Below are 24,874 nucleotides of genomic sequence, written 5' to 3'. Positions count from 1 at the left end.
CCCGCGCGAGCCGCGACAGTGCCTCCACCACCATGCGGCCGCCCAGTGCGGCCAGCGTGTCGTGCAGCGTGCCCGTGCTGTCCGCCGGGCCGATGGGCACGCGTTCCATGGCGATCATGTCCCCGGTGTCGAGGCCGGCATCCATCTGCATGAGCGTGATGCCGGATTGCGCATCGCCGGCTTCGATGGCCCGGTGGATGGGCGCGGCGCCTCGCCAGCGCGGCAGCAGCGATGCGTGGATGTTGATGCAGCCAAAGCGCGGCAGGTCGAGCACTTCCTGCGGCAGGATCAGGCCATAGGCCACCACGACCATCACGTCGGGGCGCTGTGCGGCGAGTGCCTCGATGGCCTCTGCGGCTTCCTGTGGATACTTGCCCGTGCGGCGCAATGAGGGCGGCTGCAGGATCGGCTCCAACCCATGCGACACCGCATATTGCTTGACCGGGCTGGCCTGCAGCTGCATGCCGCGGCCTGCGGGCCGGTCAGGCTGGCTCAACACGGCCACAATGGGAAAGCCGGCCTGGTGGATCGCCGCCAGCGCTGTCTGCGCAAATTCGGGTGTGCCAGCAAACGCTACGCGAAGGGTGGTTGTCATGCGTGCAAAACAGGAGCAACAAAAAAGCGCGCTACATACGCGATGGCGGAGCGCATGGGGTTCAACGGTGCCCGCGATGCGGTGTGTCCGTCAGCGGGACGATGGGCTCGGGCGAAGGCAAGGCTTCGGTGCCGCCATTGCCGCGCCGCTGGAACAGCGAAAAGGTCTCGTTGGTGTCGCCTGGCCGGCTGCCGCGCCAGACCAGCTCCCAATCGGCGCCCTTGGGCTGGCGGCTGCGGTTCTCGCGTGCCTTGTCGAGGACGAGCATCAGGTCGCAGGTGCGGGCCTCGGGGTTGGGCCGGTGGGCATCGCCGTGGCCGCTATGGCCCAGCAGCCATTTGACCGGGCGGACACCGGTTTCGTAGTGCATCAGCGCGCGCTCGCTCTCGCCCATGCCGCGCGTGGCCACGCAGACCTGGGCAGATTGCAGCACCGGCTTGATGGCCTGGAACAGCGGGCGGTAACTGCGGGCGTCGTCTACCCATGGAATGAGCAGGGTGCCCAGCAGGCCCCATACGAGGCCCAGCCCGGCGGCCCATGCGACCACGCCGGAGCGCGCTGGCCGCAGCCACACGCAGACCGCCCACACGGCGGTGACGGCCGCCGCCGCTGCCACGGCAATCGGGTGGACCAGCATGTCATAGGGCAAGGGCAGCACGCGGCCCAGCGCCTTCGAGAGCCAGGCCGGCAGCAGCATCCCGCCGTCGACGACGAGTGCGGCCCACACGGCCCACACCACGACGCCAAGCGCGCCAAAGAGCGCCACCGCTGCGCCCCAGGCACGGGCGCGCCAAACCGGCGGCACGAGCAGCAGCATCGGTGCGCCCAGCAGCGCCATCGCCGGTTGCAGCGGCATCAGGTACACATCGCGCAGCACGGCCGAGCGCAGCACCACGGCGATGCTCAACAACAGGAACAGCGCAACCACCAGGTGCCCCTGGTACGGCAGCAGCCAGGCCGCGCGTACGCCGCGCCCCCGCAGCCGCACCAGCTTGTACACCGACAACGCCACCACGGCTAGGGCCGGCCACACGGCGGGCGTGCCGGTCAGCAGTATGGAGCGCAGCGTCGTTGCCAGCGATCCTTTCTCGCCGCCGAGATGCGAGAACCCGAAGAAGCGCCCGACGTTGTTGACCCAGAACCATTCGATGAACAGGTCTGTGGATTCATGCCAGAAGATTGCCGGCCAGATCACGAGCCACGGCAGCGCGGCCAGGAGCGACAGGCCATAGAACCGCCAGGCATGGCGGCGGCGGAAGTCGGGCAGCAGGGCGATCGCCGCGAGCACCGTCAGCGCAAACAGCCCGGGCACGAGCACGCCCTTGCCCAGGAACGCTACGCCGATGCCCGTGCCGAACCACAGCGCCGGCCGCAGCGCGTCGACGCCTGCGGTGCGGTCCGTTTCGCTTTCCTTGACGAAGCGCACGAGACCATAGAGCGCGATCGCCGTGCCCGCCAATTGCGGTACGTCCGCAATGAACTTGTGCACGTGCTCGACCAGCCCGATGCAGCCCGCAAACAGCAGCAGCGCGCCCAGTGCGTAGTCGCGCAGCGCAGCACCACCGGCGTCCAGGCCGGCCTGGCGACGCGCTGCAAGTGTCGGCCCCGGGCGGCCGCGTGCCAGCGCTGTGCCGACGCGCTGGCGCCAGTCGCGCGCCTCGCCGCGCAGCAGCCGCGCGGTACGCCAGACGGCCCAGCACGTGAGTGCCATCCAGAACAGCACTGCCACGCGTACGGCCTCGTGCGCCGGCACATTGGGCAGCGCGAGCGCGGCCAGCGCGCCCGTCCAGTACATCAGCGGCGGTTTTTCGACGAACGGCTCGAAGGCGACATTCGGGACTACCCAGTCGCCCTGCTGGATGATGTTGAGCACCACGCCGAACGAGTAAGGCTCGTCGGCTTTCCACGGCATGCGCCAGAACGTGCCGGCAACGAAGTATGCACACAGCATCAGCACGACGACGGCACGCCAGTGTCGCAACAGCAAGGCCGGTAGCGTGCGGGCGCCCGTGCCGACGGGGGAGGGCTGCATCAGCGGAACGGGGCGACGGGGCGCGTCGGCATCGGCTGGCATGAAACGGCGTTCACCGCTGGTGCGCCACTTCGCGCTGGTGCTTCTTCAGCTTGGAGCGGATGCGGGTCTGCTTGAGCGGCGAGAGGTATTCAACGAAGACTTTGCCCATCAGGTGATCCATTTCGTGCTGGATGCACACGGCCAGCAGGCCGTCGGCCTCCAGTTCAAAGGTTTCGCCCTTTTCGTTGAGTGCGCGCACTCGCACGCGATCGGGGCGTTCGACCTTGTCGTAGATGTCGGGGACCGACAGGCACCCTTCATCCCAGACCTTGCGCTCGGCGCTGGCCCACACGATCTCGGGGTTGATGAACACGCGCAGTTCGTCGCGCGTCTCCGAGACGTCGATGGTGATCACGCGCTCATGCACGTCGACCTGCGTCGCGGCCAGGCCGACGCCGGGGGCTTCGTACATGGTTTCGGCCATGTCGGCCACGAGCTTGCGGATGCGGTCGTCGACCACGGCAACCGGTTTGGCCACCTTGTGCAGCCGCGGGTCAGGGTATTGCAGGATATTGAGTAGGGCCATGATGCTTGGCAACAACGGTTGCGGAAGGCCACGCTAACGAGGGGTTGCCTTCAATTGCGATCGCTTGGAATGTCATGCAGAATCGGGGGCGCTATCCGCCACATGGCTTAGGAAAAAGCCTGACGAACGTTCGATGCCATACCCCCCGGATTGCTGCGCCGACAGTACGCGTGCAGTGGCGGCGGCCAAGCGTCGAATACCACGCGGACCACTCGCCGATTCTTCAAAGAATAATGCGCCATCGTAACACACCGATGCTCTCTCAGCCCGCCACGAAACCGCGCCAGCCTTACGTTTGCGCCTTCTCGGCGGTTGCCGCGGCAACGCTTTTCTGCCTAGGTGGCGCGCACGCGGCGCAGCGCGTCGTGACGCCGGCGCAACAGGCCCAGGCCACAGCGGCTGCCCAGGCCGGCATTCCCGAATCCGAGCTGGCCGCCAACGCACCCGCGCAATACACCGTGCGCCGGGGCGACACCCTGTGGGCGATTTCGGGCAAATACCTCCAGCGCCCGTACCGGTGGCCGGAACTGTGGGGCATGAACCGCGAACAGATCCGCAATCCGCACCTGATCTATCCGGGCCAGGTGCTGTATCTGCATCACGCGAACGGCCGGGCGTGGCTGTCGACTTCGCCAGCCTCGGCCGAGGGCAGCACGGTGCGCCTGTCGCCGCATACCCGCGTGTCGGGGCAGGACGGCGATGCCATCCCCAGCATTCCCCCCGCTGTGATCGAGCCGTTCCTCACCCAGCCGATCGTCGTGGACGAGGAAACGCTGGCCACGCCGGCGCGCATCTTTGCGCTGCCCGAAGGCCGCGTCTATCTGGGCAAGGGCGAGAGTGCCTACGCGCGCGGTCTGCCCGCAGGTGAAGGCGGCCAGCCGGGCAGCGAATGGCAGGCATATCGCCCGGTCAAGCCGTTGAAGGATCCCGTCAGCGGCAAGGTGCTCGGCTACGAGGCGGATTTCCTCGGCACGCTGCGCGTGGTGCGCGCTGCCGCGGGTCCGCAATCGGCCACCAAGATGGAAGTGCTGTCGTCCAAGGAAGAAATGGGCGTGGGCACGCAGCTGATGCCGCTGCCGCCGCGCGTGCCTGTGCGCTATGTGCCGCATGCACCGGAGGGCGACGTGCACGGCGTGGTCGCCAAGGTGACCGGCGGCGTGCGCTTTGGCGGCACCGACCAGGTTGTCGTGCTGAATATCGGCAGCCAGCAGGGGCTGGAACCCGGTCATGTGCTGGCACTGGCCCGTGCGGGCGGCGTGGTGAAGGATCCGACCGCCGGCAACGAGCGCGTGGTGTTGCCGGAGGAGCGCTACGGCCTGGCATTCGTGTTCCGCGTCTTCCCGCACGTCGCCTATGCGCTGGTGACTGACGCCTCGAACACCGTGGAGGTGGGCGATACGGCCACCAATCCGATGTCGCAACAACCCTGACCACGCGTTACCGCAGTCCCTGATTTGACCGATGTATCGCACGCCGCGGCGTCCGCCGCGGCCGATTCCACCGACACCCTCTCCTGCACCCGCGACCCCGCTGAACTGGCCGCGTGGCTGCGTCTGACCGAAACCCCTGGCGTTGGGCCCGTAGCCGCCCGGCAACTGCTGGCGGCGTTCGGCTTGCCACAGGACATCTTCGCACAACCGTATTCGGCGCTGGTGAAGGTGGTCCCGGAGCGGCACGCGCGGGCGTTGCTCGCCGAGCCCGATGCAGCGCTGGCTTCACTGATCGAGCGCACCGTGGTGTGGGCGAATACGCCCGGCAACGCCGTCTTCACGCTCGCTGATCGCGGGTATCCGCCCCGCCTGCTGGAATTGCCCGATCCGCCGACCCTGCTGTATACGAAGGGCGATGTTTCGCTGCTCAGGGCGGCGGCGGTCGGCGTGGTCGGTGCGCGCAGCGCCACGGCCGCCGGCATCGAAAACGCCCGGGCGTTTGCGCAGGCGTTGTCGGCGGCCAGCGTGACGGTGGTGTCGGGACTGGCGCTCGGGATCGACGCGGCGGCGCACGAAGGCGCGCTGGCCGGCCCGGGCAGCACGATCGCCGTGGTCGGCACCGGGCTCGATATCGTCTATCCCGCGCGCAACCGGGCGCTGGCGCACCGCATTGCGGAGGCGGGGCTCATCATCTCCGAGTATCCGCTGGGCATGGGCGCCCGGGCCGAGAACTTCCCGCGCCGCAATCGCCTCATTGCCGGGCTCGCGCGCGGGCTGCTGGTCGTGGAAGCCGCCGCCCAGTCGGGCTCGCTCATCACGGCGCGGCTGGCTGGGGAGCAGGGACGCGACGTGTTCGCGATCCCGGGGTCGATCCACTCGCCGCTGGCCAAGGGCTGCCACCTGTTGATCAAGCAGGGTGCCAAGCTCGTGGAGACAGCCGCCGACATCCTCGACGAACTTGGCTGGGCGAGCGCCGCCGCACCGGAGCGCCGTACCAGGCCCGCAGCATCGGCTCCGCCGTCGGCTCAACCGGCGTCCGCTGCGCATGCGCCTGCCGCGCGCACCCCGCCAAACGCGGCCGAAACCGCGCTGCTTGATGCCCTCGGCTTTGACCCTGTCGACCTGGACACCTTGTGTGAGCGCACCGGCCAGCCTGCTGCCGCGCTGTCGGCGCAACTGCTGGCCCTCGAACTGGACGGCCGCGTCGAGCGCCAGCCCGGCGGCCGCTTCCTGCGGCTTCCGTGAAAGCGTGCCTACAATAGGCGCGACTGTTCGACCGACATGCCGCTCCTTTCTCCCGACACCGACATCGCCGCGCTGCGCGAGCACATCCACCACGGACGGTGGCTGGTTGCGTGCCTGTGCGCCGAGTGGTGCGGCACGTGCCGCAGCTATCGAGCGACGTTCGCTGATCTGGCGGTGCGGCATCCGGAATGCTGCTTCGTCTGGGTGGACGTGGAAGACCACGCCGATGCGCTGGGCGATTTCGACGTCGAAAACTTCCCCACCCTGCTGGTGCAGCGCATGGACGACGCCGGCGATGTGTTGTTTTTCGGCCCGGTCCTGCCACATGCGGGCGTGGTGGAGGGGCTGCTTTCGCGGGACTTGGCCGCTGCTCCGGCCGTCCGGGCAGCGCCGGACCTGCGCGCCTGGCTGCTGGAACTGGCGTGAGGACGGCGCTTGACAACGCGATGCGCTGCATGCGCCACTCTATTGCACCCCCTAAGGAACCGCGCTTATGATTGGCGGCCAAATTCGGGGCTGAACCGTTTTGACAGGACCCCGGTGCGTGCCCCAACAGGCGCCCGCAGCACTTGAAAGTCGGCCCGCGAAGCCATAAGACTCTACAAAACCCACGCGAACGGTCGCTATAGATCAGCGACTTCTTTTTATCGATTGCTTGCGATCGCCAGGATCCGCTCACATGTCCAAGGCCCTCATCATTGCCGAAAAACCGTCGGTCGCCGCTGATATCGCGCGCGCGCTGGGTGGCTTCACCAAGCACGACGAGTATTACGAAAGCGACGACTACGTCCTTTCGTCGGCCGTGGGCCACCTGGTCGAAATCGCCGCCCCGGAGGAGTACGAGGTCAAACGCGGCAAATGGAGTTTTGCGCACCTGCCGGTGATCCCGCCGCACTTCGATCTGCGCCCCATCGCCAAGTCGGAGTCGCGCCTCAAGGTGCTGACACGCCTTATCAAGCGCAAGGACGTGACGAGCCTCATCAACGCCTGTGACGCGGGGCGCGAGGGCGAGCTGATCTTCCGCCTCATTGCGCAGCACGCGAACACCAAGCTGCCGGTCAAGCGACTGTGGCTGCAGTCGATGACGCCGCAGTCGATCCGCGACGGGTTTGCCAAGCTGCGCAGCGACGAAGAAATGATGCCGCTGGCCGACGCCGCGCGGTGCCGCTCCGAAGCCGACTGGCTGGTCGGCATCAACGGCACGCGCGCCATGACGGCCTTCAACAGCAAAGGCGGCGGCTTTTTCCTCACCACCGTGGGCCGCGTGCAGACGCCCACGCTGTCGATCGTGGTGGAGCGCGAAGAGAAGATCAAACGGTTCGTCCCGCGCGACTACTGGGAAGTGCGCGCCGAGTTCATCGCCGCGGCGGGCCTGTACGAAGGCCGCTGGTTTGATCCGAAATTCAAGAAGAACGAGTTCGACCCCGAGCAGCGCGACTCGCGCCTGTGGAGCGAGGCCGAGGCCAAGAGCATCGTCGCTGCGTGCCGCGACAAGCCGGGCACCGTGACGGAAGAATCGAAGCCGTCCACGCAGATGTCGCCGGCGCTGTTCGACCTGACGAGCCTGCAGCGCGAGGCCAACAGCCGCTTCGGCTTCTCGGCCAAGAACACGCTGGGGCTGGCGCAGGCGCTGTATGAAAAGCACAAGGTACTGACGTATCCGCGGACGGATTCCCGCGCGCTGCCCGAAGACTACATGGGCACGGTCAAGAAGACGCTCGACATGCTGGCCGAGAGTTCGCACAACTACCTGCCGCACGCGAAGAAGATTCTCGACAACCAGTGGGTCAGGCCCAACAAGCGGATCTTCGACAACAGCAAGATCAGCGATCACTTCGCCATCATCCCGACGCTGCAGGCACCGAAGAACCTGTCGGAGCCGGAGCAGAAGCTGTATGACCTGGTGGTGCGCCGCTTCCTGGCGGTGTTCTTCCCGGCGGCCGAATACCTCGTCACCACGCGCGTGACGGAGGTGGCCGGCCACCACTTCAAGACCGAAGGCAAGGTGCTGGTCAACCCCGGCTGGTTGGTGATCTACGGCCGTGAGTCGCAGGGCGACGACGCCAACCTCGTGCCCGTCGCCAAGGGCGAAAAGGTCAAGACCGACAAGGTCGAGCCGGTGGGCCTGACCACCAAGCCCCCCGCACGCTACAACGAAGCGACGCTGCTGTCGGCCATGGAAGGCGCCGGCAAGCTCGTCGACGACGACGCCTTGCGCGAGGCCATGGCCGGCAAGGGCCTGGGCACGCCGGCCACGCGCGCGGCCATCATCGAAGGGCTGCTAACCGAAAAGTACCTCGTGCGCGAAGGCCGCGAATTGATCCCCACGGCCAAGGCGTTCCAGCTGATGACGCTGCTGCGCGGCCTGGGCGTGGAAGAACTCACGCAGGCCGAACTAACCGGCGAATGGGAGCACAAGCTCGCACAGATCGAGCGTGGCCGTCTCGCACGCGACGAGTTCATGCGCGAGATCGCGCAGATGACGCAGCAGATCGTCAAGCGCGCCAAGGAGTACGACAGCGACACCATCCCCGGCGATTACGCGACGCTTTCCACGCCGTGCCCGCAATGCGGTCACGTGGTCAAGGAAAACTACCGCCGCTTCGCGTGCAGCCACTGCGACTTCTCGATCAGCAAGATCCCGGGTGGTCGCCAGTTCGAGCTGGACGAGGTGGAAGAGCTGCTGACCAACAAGACCATCGGCCCGCTGCAGGGCTTCCGCAGCAAGATGGGCCGGCCGTTTGCCGCCATCCTGAAGCTGGTTCAGGAAGACGGCCACTGGAAGATGGAGTTCGACTTCGGCCAGAACGAGGAAGAGGACGGCGAACCCGTCGACTTCACCGGCCAGGAAAGCGTCGGCCATTGCCCGAAGTGCAACGGCAACGTCTACGAGCACGGCCTGAAGTACGTGTGTGAAAACGCCGTGGCGCAGCCCAAGACGTGCGACTTCACCACCGGCAAGATCATCCTGCAGCAAGAGATCAGCCGCGAGCAGCTGCACAAGCTGCTCACCGAGGGCAAGACGGACCTGCTGACCGGGTTCAAGTCGGCGCGCACGGGCCGCGCCTTCAAGGCGTTCCTCGTCAAGCAGCCGGACGGCAAGATCGGCTTCGAGTTCGAGCCGCGCGGTGAAGGCAAGGGCAAGCCCGCCGCCAAGACGGCCGCGAAGAAGACCACGGCCGCGGCCAAGAAGGCACCCGCCAAGACCGCCGCCAAGAAGACGCCAGCGCGCAAGAAGGCCGCCGAAGCCGAGGCTGATGAGGCGAGCACGAGCGACACCTGAACGCGCCACTCGGCACTAATGCAAACGGGAGGACAGTGTCCTCCCGTTTTGTTTGCGCGGCCTGCCGTGGCTTATGCGGCTTCGCTCAATGCGCGTCCGGCGCGCGCTTCGCTGTGCTTCACTTCCATCGCCTGCGCGAGCAGGTAGTCGATGAACGTGCGCACCTTGGTCGGCAGGAACTTGCGGCTCGGGTACACCAGCGAGAGCGAGCGCTGCGGCAGCTTGTACTGCGGCAGCACGCGTACGAGCCGGCCTGACTCCAGGTCGGGCCGCGCCATGTACGACGACAGCACCGCGATGCCCATGTCGGCCAGCACGGCGCGATGCATCAGTTCCGCATTGCTGGTGACGAGCGACGGCTGCACCGGCACGGCGATCGACTGCCCGTCGGGCGTGGTCATCTCCCACTCGTGGCGCAGCTGCGGGTGCCACATGGCGATCACGCGGTGATCGGCGATGTCTTCTGCGCGCTGCGGGGTGGAATGCTGGCGCAGGTAGGCCGGCGTGGCGGCCATGATCATCTCCGCAGAGATCATGCGGCGCGCCACCAGGTGCGAGCCGAGCCCGAGTTCCGACACCATGATGCCGACGTCGCGTCCGTCTTCGACGATGTCGATCGGGCGATCCGACAGCGCCACGTCAAACGTGACCTCGGGGTACAGCTGCTGGAAGCGCGCGAGGAGCATCGGCAGGACGTGCAGCCCGAACATCACCGGCGCGACGATGCGCAGGCCACCCACCAGCGCCTGGCTGCGCGACGTGGCCAGCGATTCGGCCTCGTCGATGTCGAGCAGAATCTGCTGGCAGCGCTGCAGATAGGTTTCGCCCACGTCCGTCAGCGACAGGCTGCGCGTGGTCCGGTTGAGCAGACGCGTGCCGAGGTGCGCCTCCAGGTCGGCCACGTAGCGCGTGACCACGGCATTGCTCATCGACAGATGCTGGGCTGCGCGCGCGAAGCTGCCGAGCTCCACAACCTTGGAAAACACCCGCATCGACTGCAAACGATCCATTCCAACCTCTCACATAATTTGTTGTCAAAAATAGAACAAATCTGTCGTGACAGCAAATTTTTAATGTTGGTCTGCGCAATTCATTGCCTTGGCGGCGGTCATTGAATGTGAGTGCACGCTCATGTGAGAATGAGCGCAGTCCTTATGTTTGTGACATTTCATTGCCGGGGCGGAATATCCGACTTCTCACCGATTGACGCCCCGTCGAATTTGCGCTGAAACTCTATACCGAGCGGTAGATTTTTGTGGGATCGGCTTGGAACGACCGTACGACAGACCGCCTTCGGGTGGAACGCGGTTTTGCGCAAATCGGTGCAGCGGCCGCCATGCGGTTTAGCCATACTCGCACCATGGATGCCCCGAAACCGAACCCGCATGAGCGCCCCGGCACGAGGGCCGCCATCACGGCCAAGGCGTCGCCGCGCGACACCGAAGGCCGAGGAGACACCATATGACCATTCAGAACCGCGAACCGGTCCATTACGCCGCGGGCGAGATGCCGCTGCACCGGTATTGCGCCCTCCACGCGCAGCAGACCCCCGAGCGCATCGCCCTCCTCTGGTACGGCCGCACGATGTGCTGGCGCGAGCTGGATCAGCTTTCGACCCGGCTGGCGGTGCAGCTTCAACGCCTCGGGGTGGTGCGCGGCGACCGTGTCGCGCTGTTTCTGCAGAACTGTCCGCAGGCGATCATCGCGCACCTCGCCACGGCCAAGCTGGGCGGCATTGTGGTGCCGTGCGGCCCGCTGTCGCGCCAGCATGAGCTGCGTGACCAGCTTGCCGATTGCGGCGCGAAGATCCTGGTGGCGGCGGCAGACCTGATGCCCATCGTCGAGGCTGCGCGGCCCGGCACGTCGGTCGTCACCGTCATCACCACGCGCTATGCCGATCTGCAGCCGGCACAGCCCGCCTGCCGCAAGGCACTCGCTGTTCCGCCGGAGCTGATCGCCGCCGATGCATCATCCGCGCCGCCGCCCAGGAACACGCCCGGCGCCGCCCAACTCGACCTGATGCAACTGATGGCCGAGCCGGTGGACGTAGCCGAGCGCGACGCCGTGGCCGCCATCCCGGTGGGGCTCGATGACGTGGCGCTGATGGTCTACACCTCTGGCACCACCGGTCGCCCGAAGGGCGCGATGCTCACGCACCGCAATGCGCTGTACAAGACGGCGGTCACGGTGCAGGTGGGCGGCATCCAGGCCTCCGACGTGATGCTGGCCGTGGCGCCGCTCTCGCACATTGCGGGCATGCTGATGGGCATGAACACGATGCTGTACTCCGGCGCAGCCACCATCCTGCTCTACCGCTTTGACCCGCTTGCCGTGCTGCAGGCCATCGACCGCTACCGCGTCACGTGGTGGTACAGCATGACGCCGATGAACCTGGCGGTGATGGCGCACCCCGATGCGGCGCAGTACCGCATGGAATCGCTCACGACCAACCCGTGCACGAGCTTCGGCGTGCCGCTGACCGAGGCGATTGCCGAGCAGTGGCGCGCGTTTGCCGGCCCGCAGTGCCGCACCTATGAGGCCGCATACGGGCTGTCCGAAACGCATACCTGCGATGCCATCACGCCGGCGCACGCCCCGCGCTGGGGCTGGCACGGCAAGATCGTCCCGCAGACCGAAGTCCGCATCGTCGACCCGCACACCGGCGTGGAGCTGCCGCCCGGGCAGCCTGGCGAGATCACCATCCGCAGCCCAGGCGTGTTCCGCGGGTACTGGCAGCGCGACGAGGCCACGCGGGCCGTCCTGCGCAACGGCTTCCTGCATACCGGCGACATCGGACAGGTGTCCGCCGACGGCTACCTGCAGTGGCAGGGCCGCATCAAGGAGATGATCAAGGTGTCGGGCTACAGCGTGTTTCCCGAGGAAGTCGAAGCGCTGCTCTCGCGCCATCCGGGCATCCGGCAGGTGGCTGTCACGCCCCTGCCCGACCCCGACAAGGGCGAGGTCGTGTGCGCGCACGTTGTGCCCATGAATGGCGTCAAGCTCTCGGAAGCCGAGCTGATCGCGTGGTCGCGCGAGAACATGGCGCCGTACAAGGTGCCGCGGCGGGTGAAGTTCCACGACGCGTTGCCCGCCACGGCAACCGGCAAGGTCCTGCGGCGCCTGTTGCGCGAAGAGGCCATTGCCGCCTGAAACAGAAACGGCCACCTGGGTTGGGCGGCCGTTTTTTCATGTCTGCACGAAGCGCTTCTGTCGGGCAATGCTCATCAGGATGCCGATGCCCATGCCCAGCGTGACGAGCGCCGTCCCGCCATAACTGATGAGCGGCAGCGGCACACCGACCACGGGCAGGATGCCGCTCACCATGCCCATGTTGACGAAGGCATAGGTGAAGAAGATCAGCGTGATCGACCCGGCCAGCAGGCGCCCGAACAGCGTGCCGGCGTTGGCCGCAATGAAGAGCCCGCGCAGGATCAGCAGCAGATACAGGAACAGCAGCACGCCGTTGCCCACCAATCCGAATTCCTCGGAGTACACCGCGAAGATGAAGTCGGTGTGTTTTTCCGGGATGAATTCCAGGTGGGTCTGCGTACCCTTGAGCCACCCCTTGCCCGTCACGCCGCCTGAACCGATGGCGATGATCGACTGGATGGTGTGGAAGCCCTTGCCGAGCGGGTCGGTGGTCGGGTCGAGCAGCGTACAGACACGGTGTTGCTGGTAGTCGTGCAGGATCGGCCAGTTCACCCCCGGCGCGCAGATGCGCGACTCGAACGACACCACCAGCGTGATCGCCGTCACCGCAATCACCAGCACCGGCACGATCAGCCGCCACGACAGGCCGGCAAAGTAGATCACGTAGATGCCCGCGGCGAGCACCAGCAGCGCGGTGCCGAGGTCCGGCTGCTTGGCGATCAGGCCAACCGGAATGAGCAGCAGCACCGCAGCGGCCAAATAGTCGTACCAGTGGATCACCCCTTCGCGCTTCTGGAAGTACCACGCCAGCATGAGCGGCATGGCGATCTTCATGATCTCGGAGGGCTGCACCACCACGCCGATGTTCAGCCAGCGCCGCGCGCCCTTGCGGATGAGCCCGAACATCGCCACGCCGATCAGCAGCGCCACGCCCACCGTGTACAGCGGCACCGCAAAGCGCATCAGCGTCTGCTGCGGCAGGTTGGCGATGATCCACATCAGCACGAACGACAGCATGATGTTGCGGATCTGGTCTTCGAGGCGGCCCGGCATGTCGATGGCCGCGGAGTACAGCGCGATCAGCCCCGTGCCGAGCAGCAGGAAGACGATCAGCGCCAGCGGCTTGTCGAAGCCCGTAAACAGCGACTTGATGATGTTGAAGACGCGGCGCTTGTCCAGTTTTTCCATGGTGTGCTCCTCAAGCGCGGTCAGCGCGCTGCGCTCGCGGGTTTGGCGGCCGGCTTGGCACCTTTGCTGCCGTTGGGTGCCGGTGCGGCGGCGGCCGGCGCCGAAGCCGGTGCGGCCGCATTGCCGCGCCCGCGCGGCGCCAGTTCAGGCGGCGGTTGCGCGTGCGACAGCGCCTGCAGCACCTGGGCGTCGAGCGTGGCCGGCGCGACGGCCTCTGCGCTCGTGCCGGCCTCGCGCAGCGCCGGCGCGACGAGATCCGGCGACATGGACGCCGCCGCGCGCGCGCCGCTGGCCGGGGCCGGCGACGCAGCAGGCGTCGAAGCCGCGACCGCCGACGCTGCCGCGACCGCCGACGCACCCTGCGCCGCGGCATCGGCCGCCGCCTGGGCCGTGGCCGTCGCGCTGGCGATGGTGGCCGTCTTGCCGGTCGAGAACACGCTCGGTGTATCCACCGGCGGTTGCGGCTGCGGCTTCGGCGCGGTGGCCGCCAGCTCCGCCGGCCATTTGCCGGTCAGGTAGTAATCCATGACGGCGCGCGCAATCGGGGCGGCCGTGGCGGCGCCGAAGCCGGCGTTCTCGACGATCAGCGCCACGGCGATCTTCGGATGGTCTGCCGGCGCAAACGCCTCGTACAGCGCATGGTCGCGCTTGTACTCCGGAATCGCGTGGTGGTTGTACTTCTCGTTCTTGCCCAGCGAGAACGTCTGCGCCGTGCCGGTCTTGCCCGCCGACACATACTGCGCGCCGATGAACGCCTTGGCGGCCGTGCCCGACTGGTTCACGCCCACCATGGCGCGCTTGATCACGTCGATGTTGGCCTGCTTGAGCGGAATGCGGTAGCTCTCGGTCGGCACCGTCAGCGTGCGCGCCTTGGACAGCGAATCCTCGACCGCCTTCACCAGGTGGGGCTTCATCACCACGCCGTTGTTGGCCAGCGTCGACACCGCGTGCGCCAGCTGCAGGATCGTGAAGCTGTTGTAGCCCTGGCCGATGCCGAGCGAGATCGTTTCACCGTCGTACCACTTCTGCTGCTCGGGGCGCTTGTACGCTTTGCGCTTCCACTCGGTGGACGGCAGGATGCCGGTGCGCTCGCCTTCGATGTCGATCCCGGTGATCTGCCCGAAGCCCAGCGGCTTCATGAAATCGTGGATCGCGTTGACGCCCATGTCGTTGGCGAGCTTGTAGTAGTACGTATCGCACGACACCACGATGGAGCGGAACATGTCGACCCAGCCGTGGCCGCCCGGCGCATCGTCGCGGAATGTGTGGTTGCCGAGCGTGAACGAGCCCGGGTCGGCCATGCCCCATTGCGGCGTGCGCTTGCCGAGCTCCAGCGCGGCAAGCGCCATGAAGGGCTTGTAGGTGGAGCCCGGCGGATAGGTGCCGCGCAGCGGGCGGTTCAGCAGCGGCTTGTCGGGCGAGTTGTTGAGTTCGTTCCAGGTGGCCGTGTCGATGCCCTCGATAAAGAGGTTCGGGTCGAACGTCGGCTTCGAGACAAAGGCCAGGATGTCGCCTGTCTCCGGCTCGATCGCCACCAGCGCGCCGCGGCGGTTGCCGAAGAGCTGCTCGGCCAGCCGCTGCAGGTTGATGTCAAGCGACAGGATCAGGTTGTTGCCCGGCGTTGCCTGCGAGGTCGAGAGCGTGCGGATCGGTCGCCCGCCGGCGCTCACCTCCACTTCTTCGTAGCCGGTCAGGCCGTGCAGCTCCGTCTCGTAGCTCTGCTCGATGCCGACCTTGCCGATGTATTCGGTGCCGCTGTAGTTGTTCGCGTCCTTGCGCGGGTCGTACGTCACGCCGGGCTGGCTGTTGGCATCGCTCATGTTGTCGATGCGCTCCAGGTCGCGCTCGGAGATCCGGCCGATGTAGCCGATCACGTGCGAGGCGGTCTCGCCCAGCGGGTATTGGCGGAACAGCCGCGCGTGCACGTCCACGCCCGGAAAGCGGAAGCGCTGCGCCGAGAACCGCGCGACCTCCTGGTCGGTGAGCTGGCTGCGGATCGGCAGGCTTTCAAAGCTGCGCGCATCTTCCATCAGCCGCTTGAAGCGGCGGCGGTCGCGCGGCTGGATGTCGACCACCTGTGCCAGCTGGTCGATCGTGTTGTCCAGCGTGTCCTGCAGCTTGGACGGCGTGATCTCGAGCGTGTAGGCGGAATAGTTGCGCGCCAGCACCACGCCGTTGCGGTCCATGATGATGCCGCGGTTGGGCTCGATGGGTGCGACGGAGATGCGGTTGTCTTCGGCCTTGGCCGAGTACTGCTCGTGCTTGACCTGCTGCAGCCAGAAGAAGCGTGTGAGCAGCAGCCCGAAGCAGACCAGCACGAACAGCGCGGCCGCCGCCAGCCGCAGGCGGAAGCGCGACAGCTCCTGTTCGACGTTGCGGATTTCGGTCATGCCTGACTACCTGTGACGCGCATCAGATCGGGCGCCTCAGATGGGCCGGGTCTCGTCGACGCTCTCCGGCCGGCGTTGCGGTGCCAGCAGGATTGCGTTGGCGAACGGCCACAGTGCGGCCTCGATCAGCGGCGGCAGGATGACCTGCCAGTCCGGCAGATGCGCGCCCATCAGCAGCCGGATGACGATCGGCACGGCATGCGCCAGCACCAGCAGCGGCAGCACGTGCAGCGCCTGCGACAGCACCGAGAACCACAGCACCCGTCGGTGGATGGTGATCGCAAAGTACGACAGCAGCGTGTAGGCCATCGCGTGTTCGCCGAGCAGGCGCGCCTCGTGCACGTCCATCAGCAGGCCCAGCAGAAAGGCCACCACCATGCCCACGCGGCGCGGCTGGTGGATGTTCCAGAACACCAGCACCAGCGCCACCAGATCGGGAATCCACTGCGTGTGGCCCCACGGCATGAGGTTGAAAAGGAACGCCACGATGAAGCTGAAGGCGATGAAGCCGGGGTTGACCGGGCGCAGCAGGTATTGGGGCGAGTTCATGGTCGGTGGCCTCGCTTAGCGCTTTGGCGCTGAATCGGTATCCAGCGGATTGCCGTCGGCGTCGGTAGGGCGCGGCGGCGTGGTGTTGTCGTCGGCCGCGGCTGCCGCAGCGGGCGCCGGCACGTTCGCCTCGGCCGCTGCGCGTGCGGCGCGGTCCTTTTCTTCGCGGGCGTCGCGCGCGGCGTTCTTGCCCTTGGCGGCGGGCGCCGGCGACAGGTCCATCGGCGGGGGGAAGCCCGACTCGTACTTCACGATCAGCAGGTGGCGGTTGCTGCGGATGCCCGCCACGGGCTCGCAGATCACGCGCGAGAACGCCGTGTCGGCCTTGCGCTCGATCTGCGTGATGCGGGCGACCGGCAGGCCGGCTGGATAGACGCCGTCCAGGCCGGACGTCACCAGCAGATCGCCTTGCTGTAGATCGGCCGAGGCTGCCATGAAGCGCAAGTCCAGCGCGCCGGGCCGGGCACCGCCAAAGGCCACGCTGCGCAGCCCATTGCGCACCACCTCCACGGGGATCGCCTGGTCCTTGTCCGTCAGCAGCGTCACCTGCGATTCGAACAGCGACACGCGCGTGACCTGCCCGACCACGCCCCGGTCGTCGATCACCGGATAGCCGGCGCGGACGCCGTCCTTGGAGCCGCGATCGATCACGATGCGCTGCGTGTACGGATCGCGCGCTTCGTACAGGACTTCCGCCGCCACGGTCGGCACCGCGGCATGCTGCTTGAGGTTCAGCAGCGTCCGAAGGTTGCGGTTCTCGGCTTCGAGCTGCGTGGCGCGCAGCGACTGCTGCGCCTGGGCGACGGCCGATTCGCGCAGGCTGCGGTTGTCGGTGGCCAGCTTGGTGGACGACTGCGTGTAGTCGAGCGCCGCACGCACCGTATCGCGCGGAATCAGCACCACGCGCTCGATGGGGTACAGCACCACCGACACGACCTGCCGGACCACGCCCAGTACCGACATGCGGGCATCGACCACGAGCAGCATCAGCGCAAGCGCAAGCAGGGCGACCAGCCGCGCGGTGGCGGACGGGCCCTGCTTGAAGAGGGGCGGCGGGGAGTAATCCATGACCCGGACGCTTCAGATAGGCGCGGCAGACGCGTCGCGACCAAGGTCGGCGGCCTGCCGGCAACAGTTTGGGGGTGGCGCCGGTGCGGTGCAGTGGCCCGGGGCGGGCGGAGCACGGCGCACCGGCGCGGGACGCATCTCAGCGAACCGCAAAGGCTGCTGGGGCAGCCATCCATACGGAACGCGGATGAGCGTGGCGCATGGTCCCGTTATTCGTACGAGAAGATGCTGCCGAGCTTGTCCATGCGTTCGAGCGCCATGCCCGAGCCGCGCACCACGCAGGTCAGCGGGTCTTCTGCCACCAGCACCGGCAGGCCGGTTTCTTCGGCCAGCAGGCGGTCGAGGTCGCGCAGCAGTGCGCCGCCGCCCGTGAGCATCATGCCGCGCTCGGCAATGTCTGCGCCGAGTTCCGGCGGGGTCTGTTCCAGTGCGATCTTCACCGACGACACGATCTGGTTCAGCGGATCGGTCAGCGCTTCCAGGATTTCGTTGGACGACACCGTGAAGGCGCGCGGAATGCCTTCCGACAGGTTGCGGCCCTTCACTTCCATCTCGCGCACTTCCGAACCCGGGAAGGCCGAGCCGATTTCCTTCTTGATGGCTTCGGCGGTCTGCTCGCCGATCAGCATGCCGTAGTTGCGGCGGATGTAGTTGACGATGGCCTCGTCGAACTTGTCGCCGCCCACGCGCACGCTGCCCTTATAGACCATGCCCCCCAGCGAGATGATGCCCACCTCGGTGGTGCCGCCGCCAATGTCCACCACCATCGAGCCCGACGGCTCCGACACCGGCAGGCCGGCGCCAATGGCAGCCGCCATCGGCTCTTCGATCAGGTAGACCTGCGATGCACCGGCGCCCAGCGCCGATTCGCGGATGGCGCGGCGCTCGACCTGGGTCGAGCCGCACGGCACGCAGATGATGATGCGCGGCGACGGACGCAGCAGCTTGCTGTCGTGCACCATCTTGATGAACTGCTTGAGCATCTGCTCGGTGACGGTGAAGTCGGCGATCACGCCGTCCTTCATCGGGCGGATGGCCTCGATGTTGCCCGGCACCTTGCCCAGCATCTGCTTGGCTTCCTTGCCCACAGCCTGGATGGTTTTCTTGGCGCTCGGGCCGCCTTCCTGGCGAATGGCCACCACCGACGGCTCGTCAAGCACGATGCCCTTGTCGCGCACGTAGATCAGGGTGTTGGCAGTGCCGAGGTCGATCGCGAGATCGTTGGAGAAATAGCTGCGCAAAAAGCCGAACATCGAATGAATCCTGTGTTTCGAGTCATGGGCGGCACGGCGGCAGGATCGCGGTGCTACGGCTGCACCGACGCGCGGACCTCGCGTGGCATGCCCATGCGGTCCGATCCTGCTGCTGCGCTCCCGGGAATGTGTCGCGGGCTCCGTGGCGGTCGGCGGTGGGGTGCCGTGGCACTGGCCATCCTGCCGGAGTGAGCCGCCCGGAGAGGGCGGCCCCAAGGAACCTTTGATTAAGTGTCGCCAACTGCTGACGGCGCGACGGCCGGGAGGTTCCCGGCGGGACTTAATCAGAGGGTCCGTGGCTGCACGAAGTCGCCTGCTGACTTAGAAATTTAGTCGGCAATCATACCTTATAATTCGTACGTTTCGCGGGCATTTGGCGCCAAATTTGCGGCAAATCGGCACTGCCGGGGCTCGACCCGGGGCGCGCCCTGCGCGCAGTAGCCGTCGCATGCCAGAACCAGCTCGTCCTGCCCGCCGCCGCACTCACTGATCCACTCCGATGGCACTCGAACTCTCCGACGTCAAACGCATCGCCCACCTGGCCCGCATCGAAGTCTCCGACGGCGAGGCCGCGCAGACACTCACGCAGCTCAACCAGTTCTTCGCCCTGGTCGAGCAGATGCAGGCCGTCGACACCACCGGCATCGAGCCGATGGCCCACCCGATCGAGCAGGTCCAGCCCCAGGCCCAGCGCCTGCGCGAGGACGCCGTGACCGAGCCCGACCGCCGCGCCGAATACCAGCAATGCGCACCGGCCACCGAAGCCGGCCTCTACCTCGTGCCCAAGGTGATCGAGTAGGCCGTTTAAACGGCGGGCGCCTGTGCGCCTTTAATGCACTTTCCCCAAATTGACGTCGCCGGCCGCTGCCGGCAGCCCATCCGAACGCATTCGATGACCGCATCCACGATCAAAGCCCTGTCTGCCCAACTCGCCGCCAAGGAGGTTTCGGCGGTGGAACTGGCGCGCCACTACCTGGCGCGCATCGAGGCCGGGGCGCATCTCAACGCCTTTACCCAGGTCGATGCCGAGGCCACGCTCGCGCAGGCCCAGGCCGCCGACGCGCGCATCGCGGCCGGCAGCGCGCCGCCGCTGACCGGCGTGCCGATCGCGCACAAGGACGTGTTTGTCACGCGCGGCTGGCGCGCCACGGCGGGCTCGAAGATGCTCGCCAACTACGTGAGCCCGTTCGACGCGACCGTGGTCGAGCGCCTGGCTGCCGCCGGCATGGTGACGCTGGGCAAGACGAACATGGACGAGTTCGCGATGGGCTCGTCCAACGAAAACTCGGCCTTCGGCGTGGTCCGGAACCCGTGGAACGTCGAACACGTGCCGGGCGGGTCGTCCGGCGGCTCGGCGGCGGCGGTGGCAGCCGATCTGGCGCCCGCGGCAACCGGGACGGACACGGGCGGCTCGATCCGCCAGCCGGCATCGTTCTCGGGCATCACCGGGATCAAGCCGACGTACGGCCGCGTGTCGCGCTACGGCATGATCGCGTTCGCCTCGTCGCTGGACCAGGGCGGCCCGATGGCCCGCACGGCCGAGGATTGCGCGCTGCTGCTGTCTGCCATGGCCGGCTTTGACCCGCGTGATTCCACCAGCCTGGAACTGGGCCGCGGCGGCGACGTGGAAGATTTCAGCCGTCTGCTCGGCCAGCCGCTGCAAGGCGCCGATGCTGCCCGCCCCTTGGCCGGCCTGCGCATCGGCCTGCCCAAGGAGTATTTTGGCGAAGGCCTGGCCGATGACGTGCGCGCCGCCGTGCGGGCTTCGCTGGCCGAAATGGAAAAGCTCGGCGCCACGCTCGTCGACATCAGCCTGCCCAAGACCGAGCTGTCGATCCCGACGTATTACGTGATCGCCCCGGCCGAGGCCTCGTCCAACCTGTCGCGCTTTGACGGCGTGCGTTACGGCCACCGCGCGGCGGAATACCGCGATCTGGCCGACATGTACCGCAAGTCCCGCGCGGAAGGGTTCGGCTGGGAGGTCAAGCGGCGCATCCTGGTGGGTACATATGTGCTGTCCCACGGCTACTACGACGCCTATTACCTCCAGGCGCAGAAGATCCGCCGGATCATCGCGCAGGATTTCCAGAACGCATTCGCGCAGTGCGACGTGATCATGGGCCCCGTCGCCCCCACCGTGGCCTGGAAGATCGGCGAGAAGAGCGACGATCCGGTGCAGATGTACCTTGAAGACATCTTCACGCTGTCGACCAGCCTGGCGGGCCTGCCGGGCATGAGCGTGCCGGCCGGTTTCGGCGCCAATGGTCTGCCGGTTGGCTTGCAGATCATCGGCAACTATTTTGAAGAGGCACGCATGCTGCAGATCGCGCATGCGTTCCAGCAGGCGACCGACTGGCACATTCGCCAGCCGGCGGCGTGAGCCCTGCCGTACCGACGTACCCGCTGCGCAGCAGGAGGCAGGCATGAACCATCGCATCCGCAACGTACTCGGGCTGGCGCTGGCCGCCGGCCTGCTGGCGGCATGCGTGCCGATTCCGCTGCCGTCGATTCCTGGCATCAGCCGGCCGTCCAAGCCGCCGCCGATTTCCGACCGCCGCATCGACATCAACGGCTACTGCAGCCAGACCGAAGAAGACGGTTTCCGCGAGCAGGCGACGCTGACGGTGGCCGACAACAACGTCACGGCCATGCAATGGCAGTTGTGGGTCGGCCGGCGCGGCTCGTGCCAGTTCGATCTGTCGACGTTCCAGCAGACCAAGCGCCGCCCCAGCATCGAGCTGCGCGAGCGCTACGGCAACTGCACGCTGATGGTCTGGCAGGACCCGCGCCGCGTCACGCTGGCACATGCCAACTGCGAAGCGCATTGCACGCCCGGCATCTATGAAGAAGCCTGGCCGGTGATGTTCGACCCGCAGACGGGCCAATGCGCCCGGAATGCCCGGTGATGCCCGCATCGCTCCGCGCGCTGGCCGCCGTGGCCTGTGCCGCGCTGTCGCTGCAGGCATTCGCTCAGCCGACCCCGGATGCTGAAGGCGGCCTGCCGGATATGCCGGCGGCCCGCGCACCGTCGTCGGCGGAGCTGGGTGTGCAGACGGTCGAGATTCCTCGCGCATTCATGAAGGATGCCGAGGACGCGCCGCAAACGTTGACGGCCTACTGGATCGCCCCGGCCGCAAAGGTGCCTGCCGCCGGTGCGCCGGTGGTCATTGCGCTGCACGGATGCAGCGGGCTCTACACGCCGTCGGGCACGGACGCCAGGGCGCTCGGTTCGCGGTATCGCGGTTATGCGCAATGGCTGCGTGCGCGCGGCTATGCGGTCGTGTTTCCCGACAGCTTCGGGCCGCGCGGCAAGCCGCATGGCATCTGCACCGAGCGCCTTGCCGCCCGCGACATCGACGGCGCCGTGCGGCGCGCCGACATTCTGGCGGCGATGCGCTGGGTGGCCGGCCAGCCCGGCGTGGATGCGCGCCGCATCGTGCTGCTGGGCTGGTCCAATGGCGCGCAGGCGGTGCTCGAAGCCGTCGATGGCAGCCGGGCCTGGCCTGCGGACACGCCGCCCGTGGATCGCGCCGTGGCGTTCTATCCGGGCTGCGTCGCGGCGCAGAAGCGGTCCGACTATCGCCTGAACGCGCCGTTGCTGCTGCTGGCCGGCGGCAACGACGACTGGACGCCGGCCGATCACTGCCAGGCCTTGCAGGCGGCCGTGCTGGCGCGGCAGCCGCAGGCGCGTTTCGAGCTGGACGTGTTTGGCGGCGCGTACCACGGTTTTGATGGTACGGCGCCGGTCAAGGAGCGCAGCGGCATCCCGAGTGGGCGCCGGCACGGCACCGCCACGGTCGGCGGCGATCCGGCCGCGCGCGAAGCGGCATTCGCGAAGCTCGCGGCATGGCTCGATGCGCCCCGCCCCTGACCGCACGGCAGTACACGAACACACGAATACCTGAGTACCTAGACATTCACACCACAACAATCGACAGGACACACGCAACATGCAATGGGAAGTGGTGATCGGCCTCGAGACGCACACGCAGCTCTCGACGGTCTCGAAGATTTTCTCCGGCGCCTCCACCGCCTTCGGTGCCGAGCCCAACACGCAGGCCGCGCCGGTGGATCTGGCGCTGCCGGGCGTACTGCCGGTGCTGAACAAGGGCGCCGTTGAGCGCGCCATCACGTTCGGCCTGGCGATCGGCGCCAAGATCGCGCCCAAGAGCATCTTCGCGCGCAAGAATTACTTCTACCCCGATCTGCCCAAGGGCTACCAGATCAGCCAGTACGAGATTCCGGTGGTGCAGGGCGGCTCGCTGACCTTCCAGGTGGAAGGCAAGAACGGCCAGCCCGGGTACGAGAAGACCGTGCAACTGACGCGTGCGCACCTGGAAGAAGACGCCGGCAAATCGCTGCACGAAGACTTTGCCGGCATGACGGGCATCGACCTGAACCGCGCCGGCACGCCGCTGCTGGAAATCGTGACCGAGCCCGACATGCGTAGCGCAGCCGAGGCCGTTGCTTACGCCAAGGCGCTGCACGCGCTGGTGGTGTGGCTTGGCATCTGCGACGGCAACATGCAGGAAGGCAGCTTCCGTTGCGACGCGAACGTGTCGGTGCGCCCGGGCCCGGATGCGCCGTTCGGCACGCGCTGCGAAATCAAGAACCTGAACTCGTTCCGCTTCCTGGAAGAGGCGATCAACTACGAAGTGCGTCGCCAGATCGAACTGATCGAAGACGGCGGCACCGTGGTGCAGGAAACCCGCCTGTACGATCCGGACCGCAAGGAAACGCGCTCGATGCGCAGCAAGGAAGACGCGCAGGATTACCGCTACTTTCCCGACCCAGACCTGCTGCCGCTCGTCATTGGCGACGATTGGATCGAGCGCGTGCGCGCCACGCTGCCCGAACTGCCGGCCGCCATGGCCGCACGCTTTGAATCGGCCTACGGCCTGCCGAAGTACGACGCCAGCATCCTCACCGCCACCAAGGCGACGGCGGCGTACTTTGAAGCCGTCGTGGCGGATGCGGGCGCTGCCAATGCCAAGGCCGCGGCCAACTGGATCATGGGCGAGGTGGCCTCGAACCTGAACCGCGCCGATCTGGAGATCGATGCCGCGCCGGTGTCGCCCGCGCAACTCGCCAAGCTGCTCGCGCGCATTGCCGACGGCACGATCAGCAACAACACGGCCAAGAAGGACGTCTTCCCCGCCATGTGGGCCGGCGAACACGGCGGCGATGCCGACGCGATCATCGCCGAGAAGGGCCTGAAGCAGATGTCCGATTCCGGCGAGCTGGAGAAGATCATCGACGACGTGCTGGCCGCCAATGCCAAGTCGGTCGAGGAATTCCGCGCCGGCAAGGAGAAGGCATTCAACGCGCTGGTGGGCCAGGCCATGAAGGCCACGCGCGGCAAGGCCAACCCCGCACAAGTCAACGAACTGCTGAAGAAGAAACTCGGCGCAGCCTGATGAGCACCTCCACGATGAACGCACAAGACGTCGCCAACTACCTGCAGGCGCATCCGGCCTTCTTTGAAGAGCACGCCGAGCTGCTGGCCGCCATTCAATTGACGAGCCCGCACAGCCATCGCGCGGTGTCGCTGCAGGAGCGCCAGATGGAAATCCTGCGCGACAAGAACAAGCACCTCGAACTCAAGCTGTCGGACCTGATGCGCCACGGCAACGAGAACGACCGTACGCAGCAGCGTGTGCACGCCTGGACGACGCGCCTGCTGGGCGAGGCCGACACGCATGCGCTGCCGTACGCCGTGCAGGATGGTCTGCGTGAAATCTTTGACGTGCCCGCTGTGGCGCTGCGCGTGTGGCAGGTCGGCGAGGAATTTGCACACCTGGAAGTCGCGCAGGGCGTGAGCGAGGAAGTGCGCCTGTTTGCAGCCGGCCTGCGTGCGCCGTATTGCGGCGCCAATGCCGGCTTTGAAGCGGCCGGCTGGCTCGATACATCGGATACCGGCGGCGCGCCCATCGAATCGCTCGCCATTGTCACGCTGCGCGTGCCGGTGCGTGGCGATGCCGATGCCAGCGCCGCGCCGGCTTTCGGTCTGCTGGTGCTCGGCTCGCCGGACGCCCGCCGCTTCCATGACGGCATGGGCACGACCTACCTCGCGCAGATCGGCGAACTGGCCGCTGCCGCGCTCAACCGCCTGCGCGACTGAGC

The 24,874-nt window shown here is 67.0% G+C and carries 20 protein-coding genes; 11 read left to right on the top strand and 9 right to left on the bottom strand.

Features of this window, described 5'->3' with window-relative positions; all coding sequences use genetic code 11:
- From A6M56_RS20285 to def, 3 genes are all read right to left on the bottom strand, one after another.
- The coding region (locus tag A6M56_RS20285; RefSeq protein ID WP_286758370.1) for a methionyl-tRNA formyltransferase at positions 1-595 on the bottom strand (595 nt) is incomplete at its 3' end.
- A gap of 61 nt (positions 596-656) precedes the next feature.
- Positions 657-2,669, bottom strand: coding sequence for an ArnT family glycosyltransferase (locus A6M56_RS20280; RefSeq protein WP_102080591.1), 2,013 nt, complete (start codon positions 2,667-2,669; stop codon positions 657-659).
- A 10-nt stretch (positions 2,670-2,679) separates the two neighbouring features.
- Positions 2,680-3,195 carry a peptide deformylase gene (gene def, locus A6M56_RS20275; RefSeq protein WP_045785418.1) on the bottom strand — a complete coding sequence of 172 codons (516 nt, stop codon included), beginning with the start codon at positions 3,193-3,195 and terminating at the stop codon, positions 2,680-2,682.
- Between the two features lie 254 nt (positions 3,196-3,449).
- Here def and A6M56_RS20270 point away from each other — a divergent pair, with 254 nt between their 5' ends.
- The 4 genes from A6M56_RS20270 to A6M56_RS20255 all read left to right on the top strand — a co-directional run bounded on the left by A6M56_RS20270 (position 3,450) and on the right by A6M56_RS20255 (position 9,153).
- Positions 3,450-4,625, top strand: coding sequence for a LysM peptidoglycan-binding domain-containing protein (locus A6M56_RS20270; protein WP_102080593.1), 1,176 nt, complete (start codon positions 3,450-3,452; stop codon positions 4,623-4,625).
- Positions 4,626-4,649: 24 nt separating this feature from the next.
- Positions 4,650-5,870, top strand: coding sequence for a DNA-processing protein DprA (gene dprA, locus A6M56_RS20265; RefSeq protein WP_045785420.1), 1,221 nt, complete (start codon positions 4,650-4,652; stop codon positions 5,868-5,870).
- 36 nt (positions 5,871-5,906) lie between these two features.
- Positions 5,907-6,296 carry a thioredoxin family protein gene (locus A6M56_RS20260; RefSeq protein ID WP_045785421.1) on the top strand — a complete coding sequence of 130 codons (390 nt, stop codon included), beginning with the start codon at positions 5,907-5,909 and terminating at the stop codon, positions 6,294-6,296.
- 253 nt (positions 6,297-6,549) lie between these two features.
- Positions 6,550-9,153 carry a DNA topoisomerase III gene (locus A6M56_RS20255; RefSeq protein WP_045785422.1) on the top strand — a complete coding sequence of 868 codons (2,604 nt, stop codon included), beginning with the start codon at positions 6,550-6,552 and terminating at the stop codon, positions 9,151-9,153.
- Between the two features lie 71 nt (positions 9,154-9,224).
- On the opposite strand, the gene A6M56_RS20250 is transcribed toward A6M56_RS20255, so the two are convergent.
- Positions 9,225-10,163, bottom strand: coding sequence for a LysR family transcriptional regulator (locus A6M56_RS20250; RefSeq protein WP_102080594.1), 939 nt, complete (start codon positions 10,161-10,163; stop codon positions 9,225-9,227).
- Positions 10,164-10,614: 451 nt separating this feature from the next.
- Between A6M56_RS20250 and A6M56_RS20245 the strand changes: the two genes are divergently transcribed.
- The gene (locus A6M56_RS20245) at positions 10,615-12,303 is read left to right on the top strand and encodes an AMP-binding protein (RefSeq protein ID WP_045785424.1); all 1,689 of its coding nucleotides are present in this window, start codon (positions 10,615-10,617) and stop codon (positions 12,301-12,303) included.
- 36 nt (positions 12,304-12,339) lie between these two features.
- Here A6M56_RS20245 and rodA read toward each other — a convergent pair whose 3' ends face one another.
- The 5 genes from rodA to A6M56_RS20220 form a co-directional block, all read right to left on the bottom strand.
- On the bottom strand, positions 12,340-13,482 hold the full coding sequence (rodA, locus tag A6M56_RS20240) for a rod shape-determining protein RodA (protein WP_063393658.1): 1,143 nt from the start codon (positions 13,480-13,482) through the stop codon (positions 12,340-12,342).
- A 29-nt stretch (positions 13,483-13,511) separates the two neighbouring features.
- On the bottom strand, positions 13,512-15,881 hold the full coding sequence (mrdA, locus tag A6M56_RS20235; RefSeq protein WP_102080595.1) for a penicillin-binding protein 2: 2,370 nt from the start codon (positions 15,879-15,881) through the stop codon (positions 13,512-13,514).
- Between the two features lie 36 nt (positions 15,882-15,917).
- On the bottom strand, positions 15,918-16,430 hold the full coding sequence (gene mreD, locus A6M56_RS20230) for a rod shape-determining protein MreD (protein ID WP_045785426.1): 513 nt from the start codon (positions 16,428-16,430) through the stop codon (positions 15,918-15,920).
- Positions 16,431-16,445: 15 nt separating this feature from the next.
- A complete protein-coding gene (mreC, locus tag A6M56_RS20225; RefSeq protein ID WP_045785427.1) occupies positions 16,446-17,498 on the bottom strand; it encodes a rod shape-determining protein MreC in 1,053 nt (350 codons plus the stop codon).
- A gap of 209 nt (positions 17,499-17,707) precedes the next feature.
- A complete protein-coding gene (locus A6M56_RS20220; protein WP_045785428.1) occupies positions 17,708-18,751 on the bottom strand; it encodes a rod shape-determining protein in 1,044 nt (347 codons plus the stop codon).
- Between the two features lie 499 nt (positions 18,752-19,250).
- Between A6M56_RS20220 and gatC the strand changes: the two genes are divergently transcribed.
- The 6 genes from gatC to A6M56_RS20190 all read left to right on the top strand — a co-directional run bounded on the left by gatC (position 19,251) and on the right by A6M56_RS20190 (position 24,872).
- Positions 19,251-19,550, top strand: coding sequence for an Asp-tRNA(Asn)/Glu-tRNA(Gln) amidotransferase subunit GatC (gene gatC / locus A6M56_RS20215; RefSeq protein WP_045785429.1), 300 nt, complete (start codon positions 19,251-19,253; stop codon positions 19,548-19,550).
- Between the two features lie 93 nt (positions 19,551-19,643).
- A complete protein-coding gene (gatA, locus tag A6M56_RS20210; protein WP_102080596.1) occupies positions 19,644-21,131 on the top strand; it encodes an Asp-tRNA(Asn)/Glu-tRNA(Gln) amidotransferase subunit GatA in 1,488 nt (495 codons plus the stop codon).
- Between the two features lie 43 nt (positions 21,132-21,174).
- Positions 21,175-21,657: a hypothetical protein gene (locus A6M56_RS20205; protein ID WP_045785431.1), complete on the top strand. Its 483-nt coding sequence runs from the start codon at positions 21,175-21,177 to the stop codon at positions 21,655-21,657.
- Positions 21,657-22,622 (top strand): dienelactone hydrolase family protein, encoded by a 966-nt coding sequence (locus A6M56_RS20200; RefSeq protein WP_102080957.1) that lies wholly within the window; start codon positions 21,657-21,659, stop codon positions 22,620-22,622. Before A6M56_RS20205 ends, A6M56_RS20200 begins: the two co-directional genes overlap by 1 nt.
- Positions 22,623-22,701: 79 nt before the next feature.
- Complete coding sequence (gatB, locus tag A6M56_RS20195; protein ID WP_045785432.1) at positions 22,702-24,168, top strand: Asp-tRNA(Asn)/Glu-tRNA(Gln) amidotransferase subunit GatB; 1,467 nt, start codon at positions 22,702-22,704, stop codon at positions 24,166-24,168.
- A 14-nt stretch (positions 24,169-24,182) separates the two neighbouring features.
- Positions 24,183-24,872, top strand: a complete 690-nt coding sequence (locus A6M56_RS20190; RefSeq protein WP_045787719.1) for a DUF484 family protein — start codon at positions 24,183-24,185, stop codon at positions 24,870-24,872.
- The last annotated feature ends 2 nt before the right edge of the window (positions 24,873-24,874 follow it).

It is taken from the genome of Ralstonia sp. RL (assembly GCF_001683835.1).
GTDB lineage: Bacteria > Pseudomonadota > Gammaproteobacteria > Burkholderiales > Burkholderiaceae > Ralstonia > Ralstonia mannitolilytica.
Note: the sequence above shows the minus strand (reverse complement) of the source record. Positions and strands in the feature narration are given on the sequence as shown.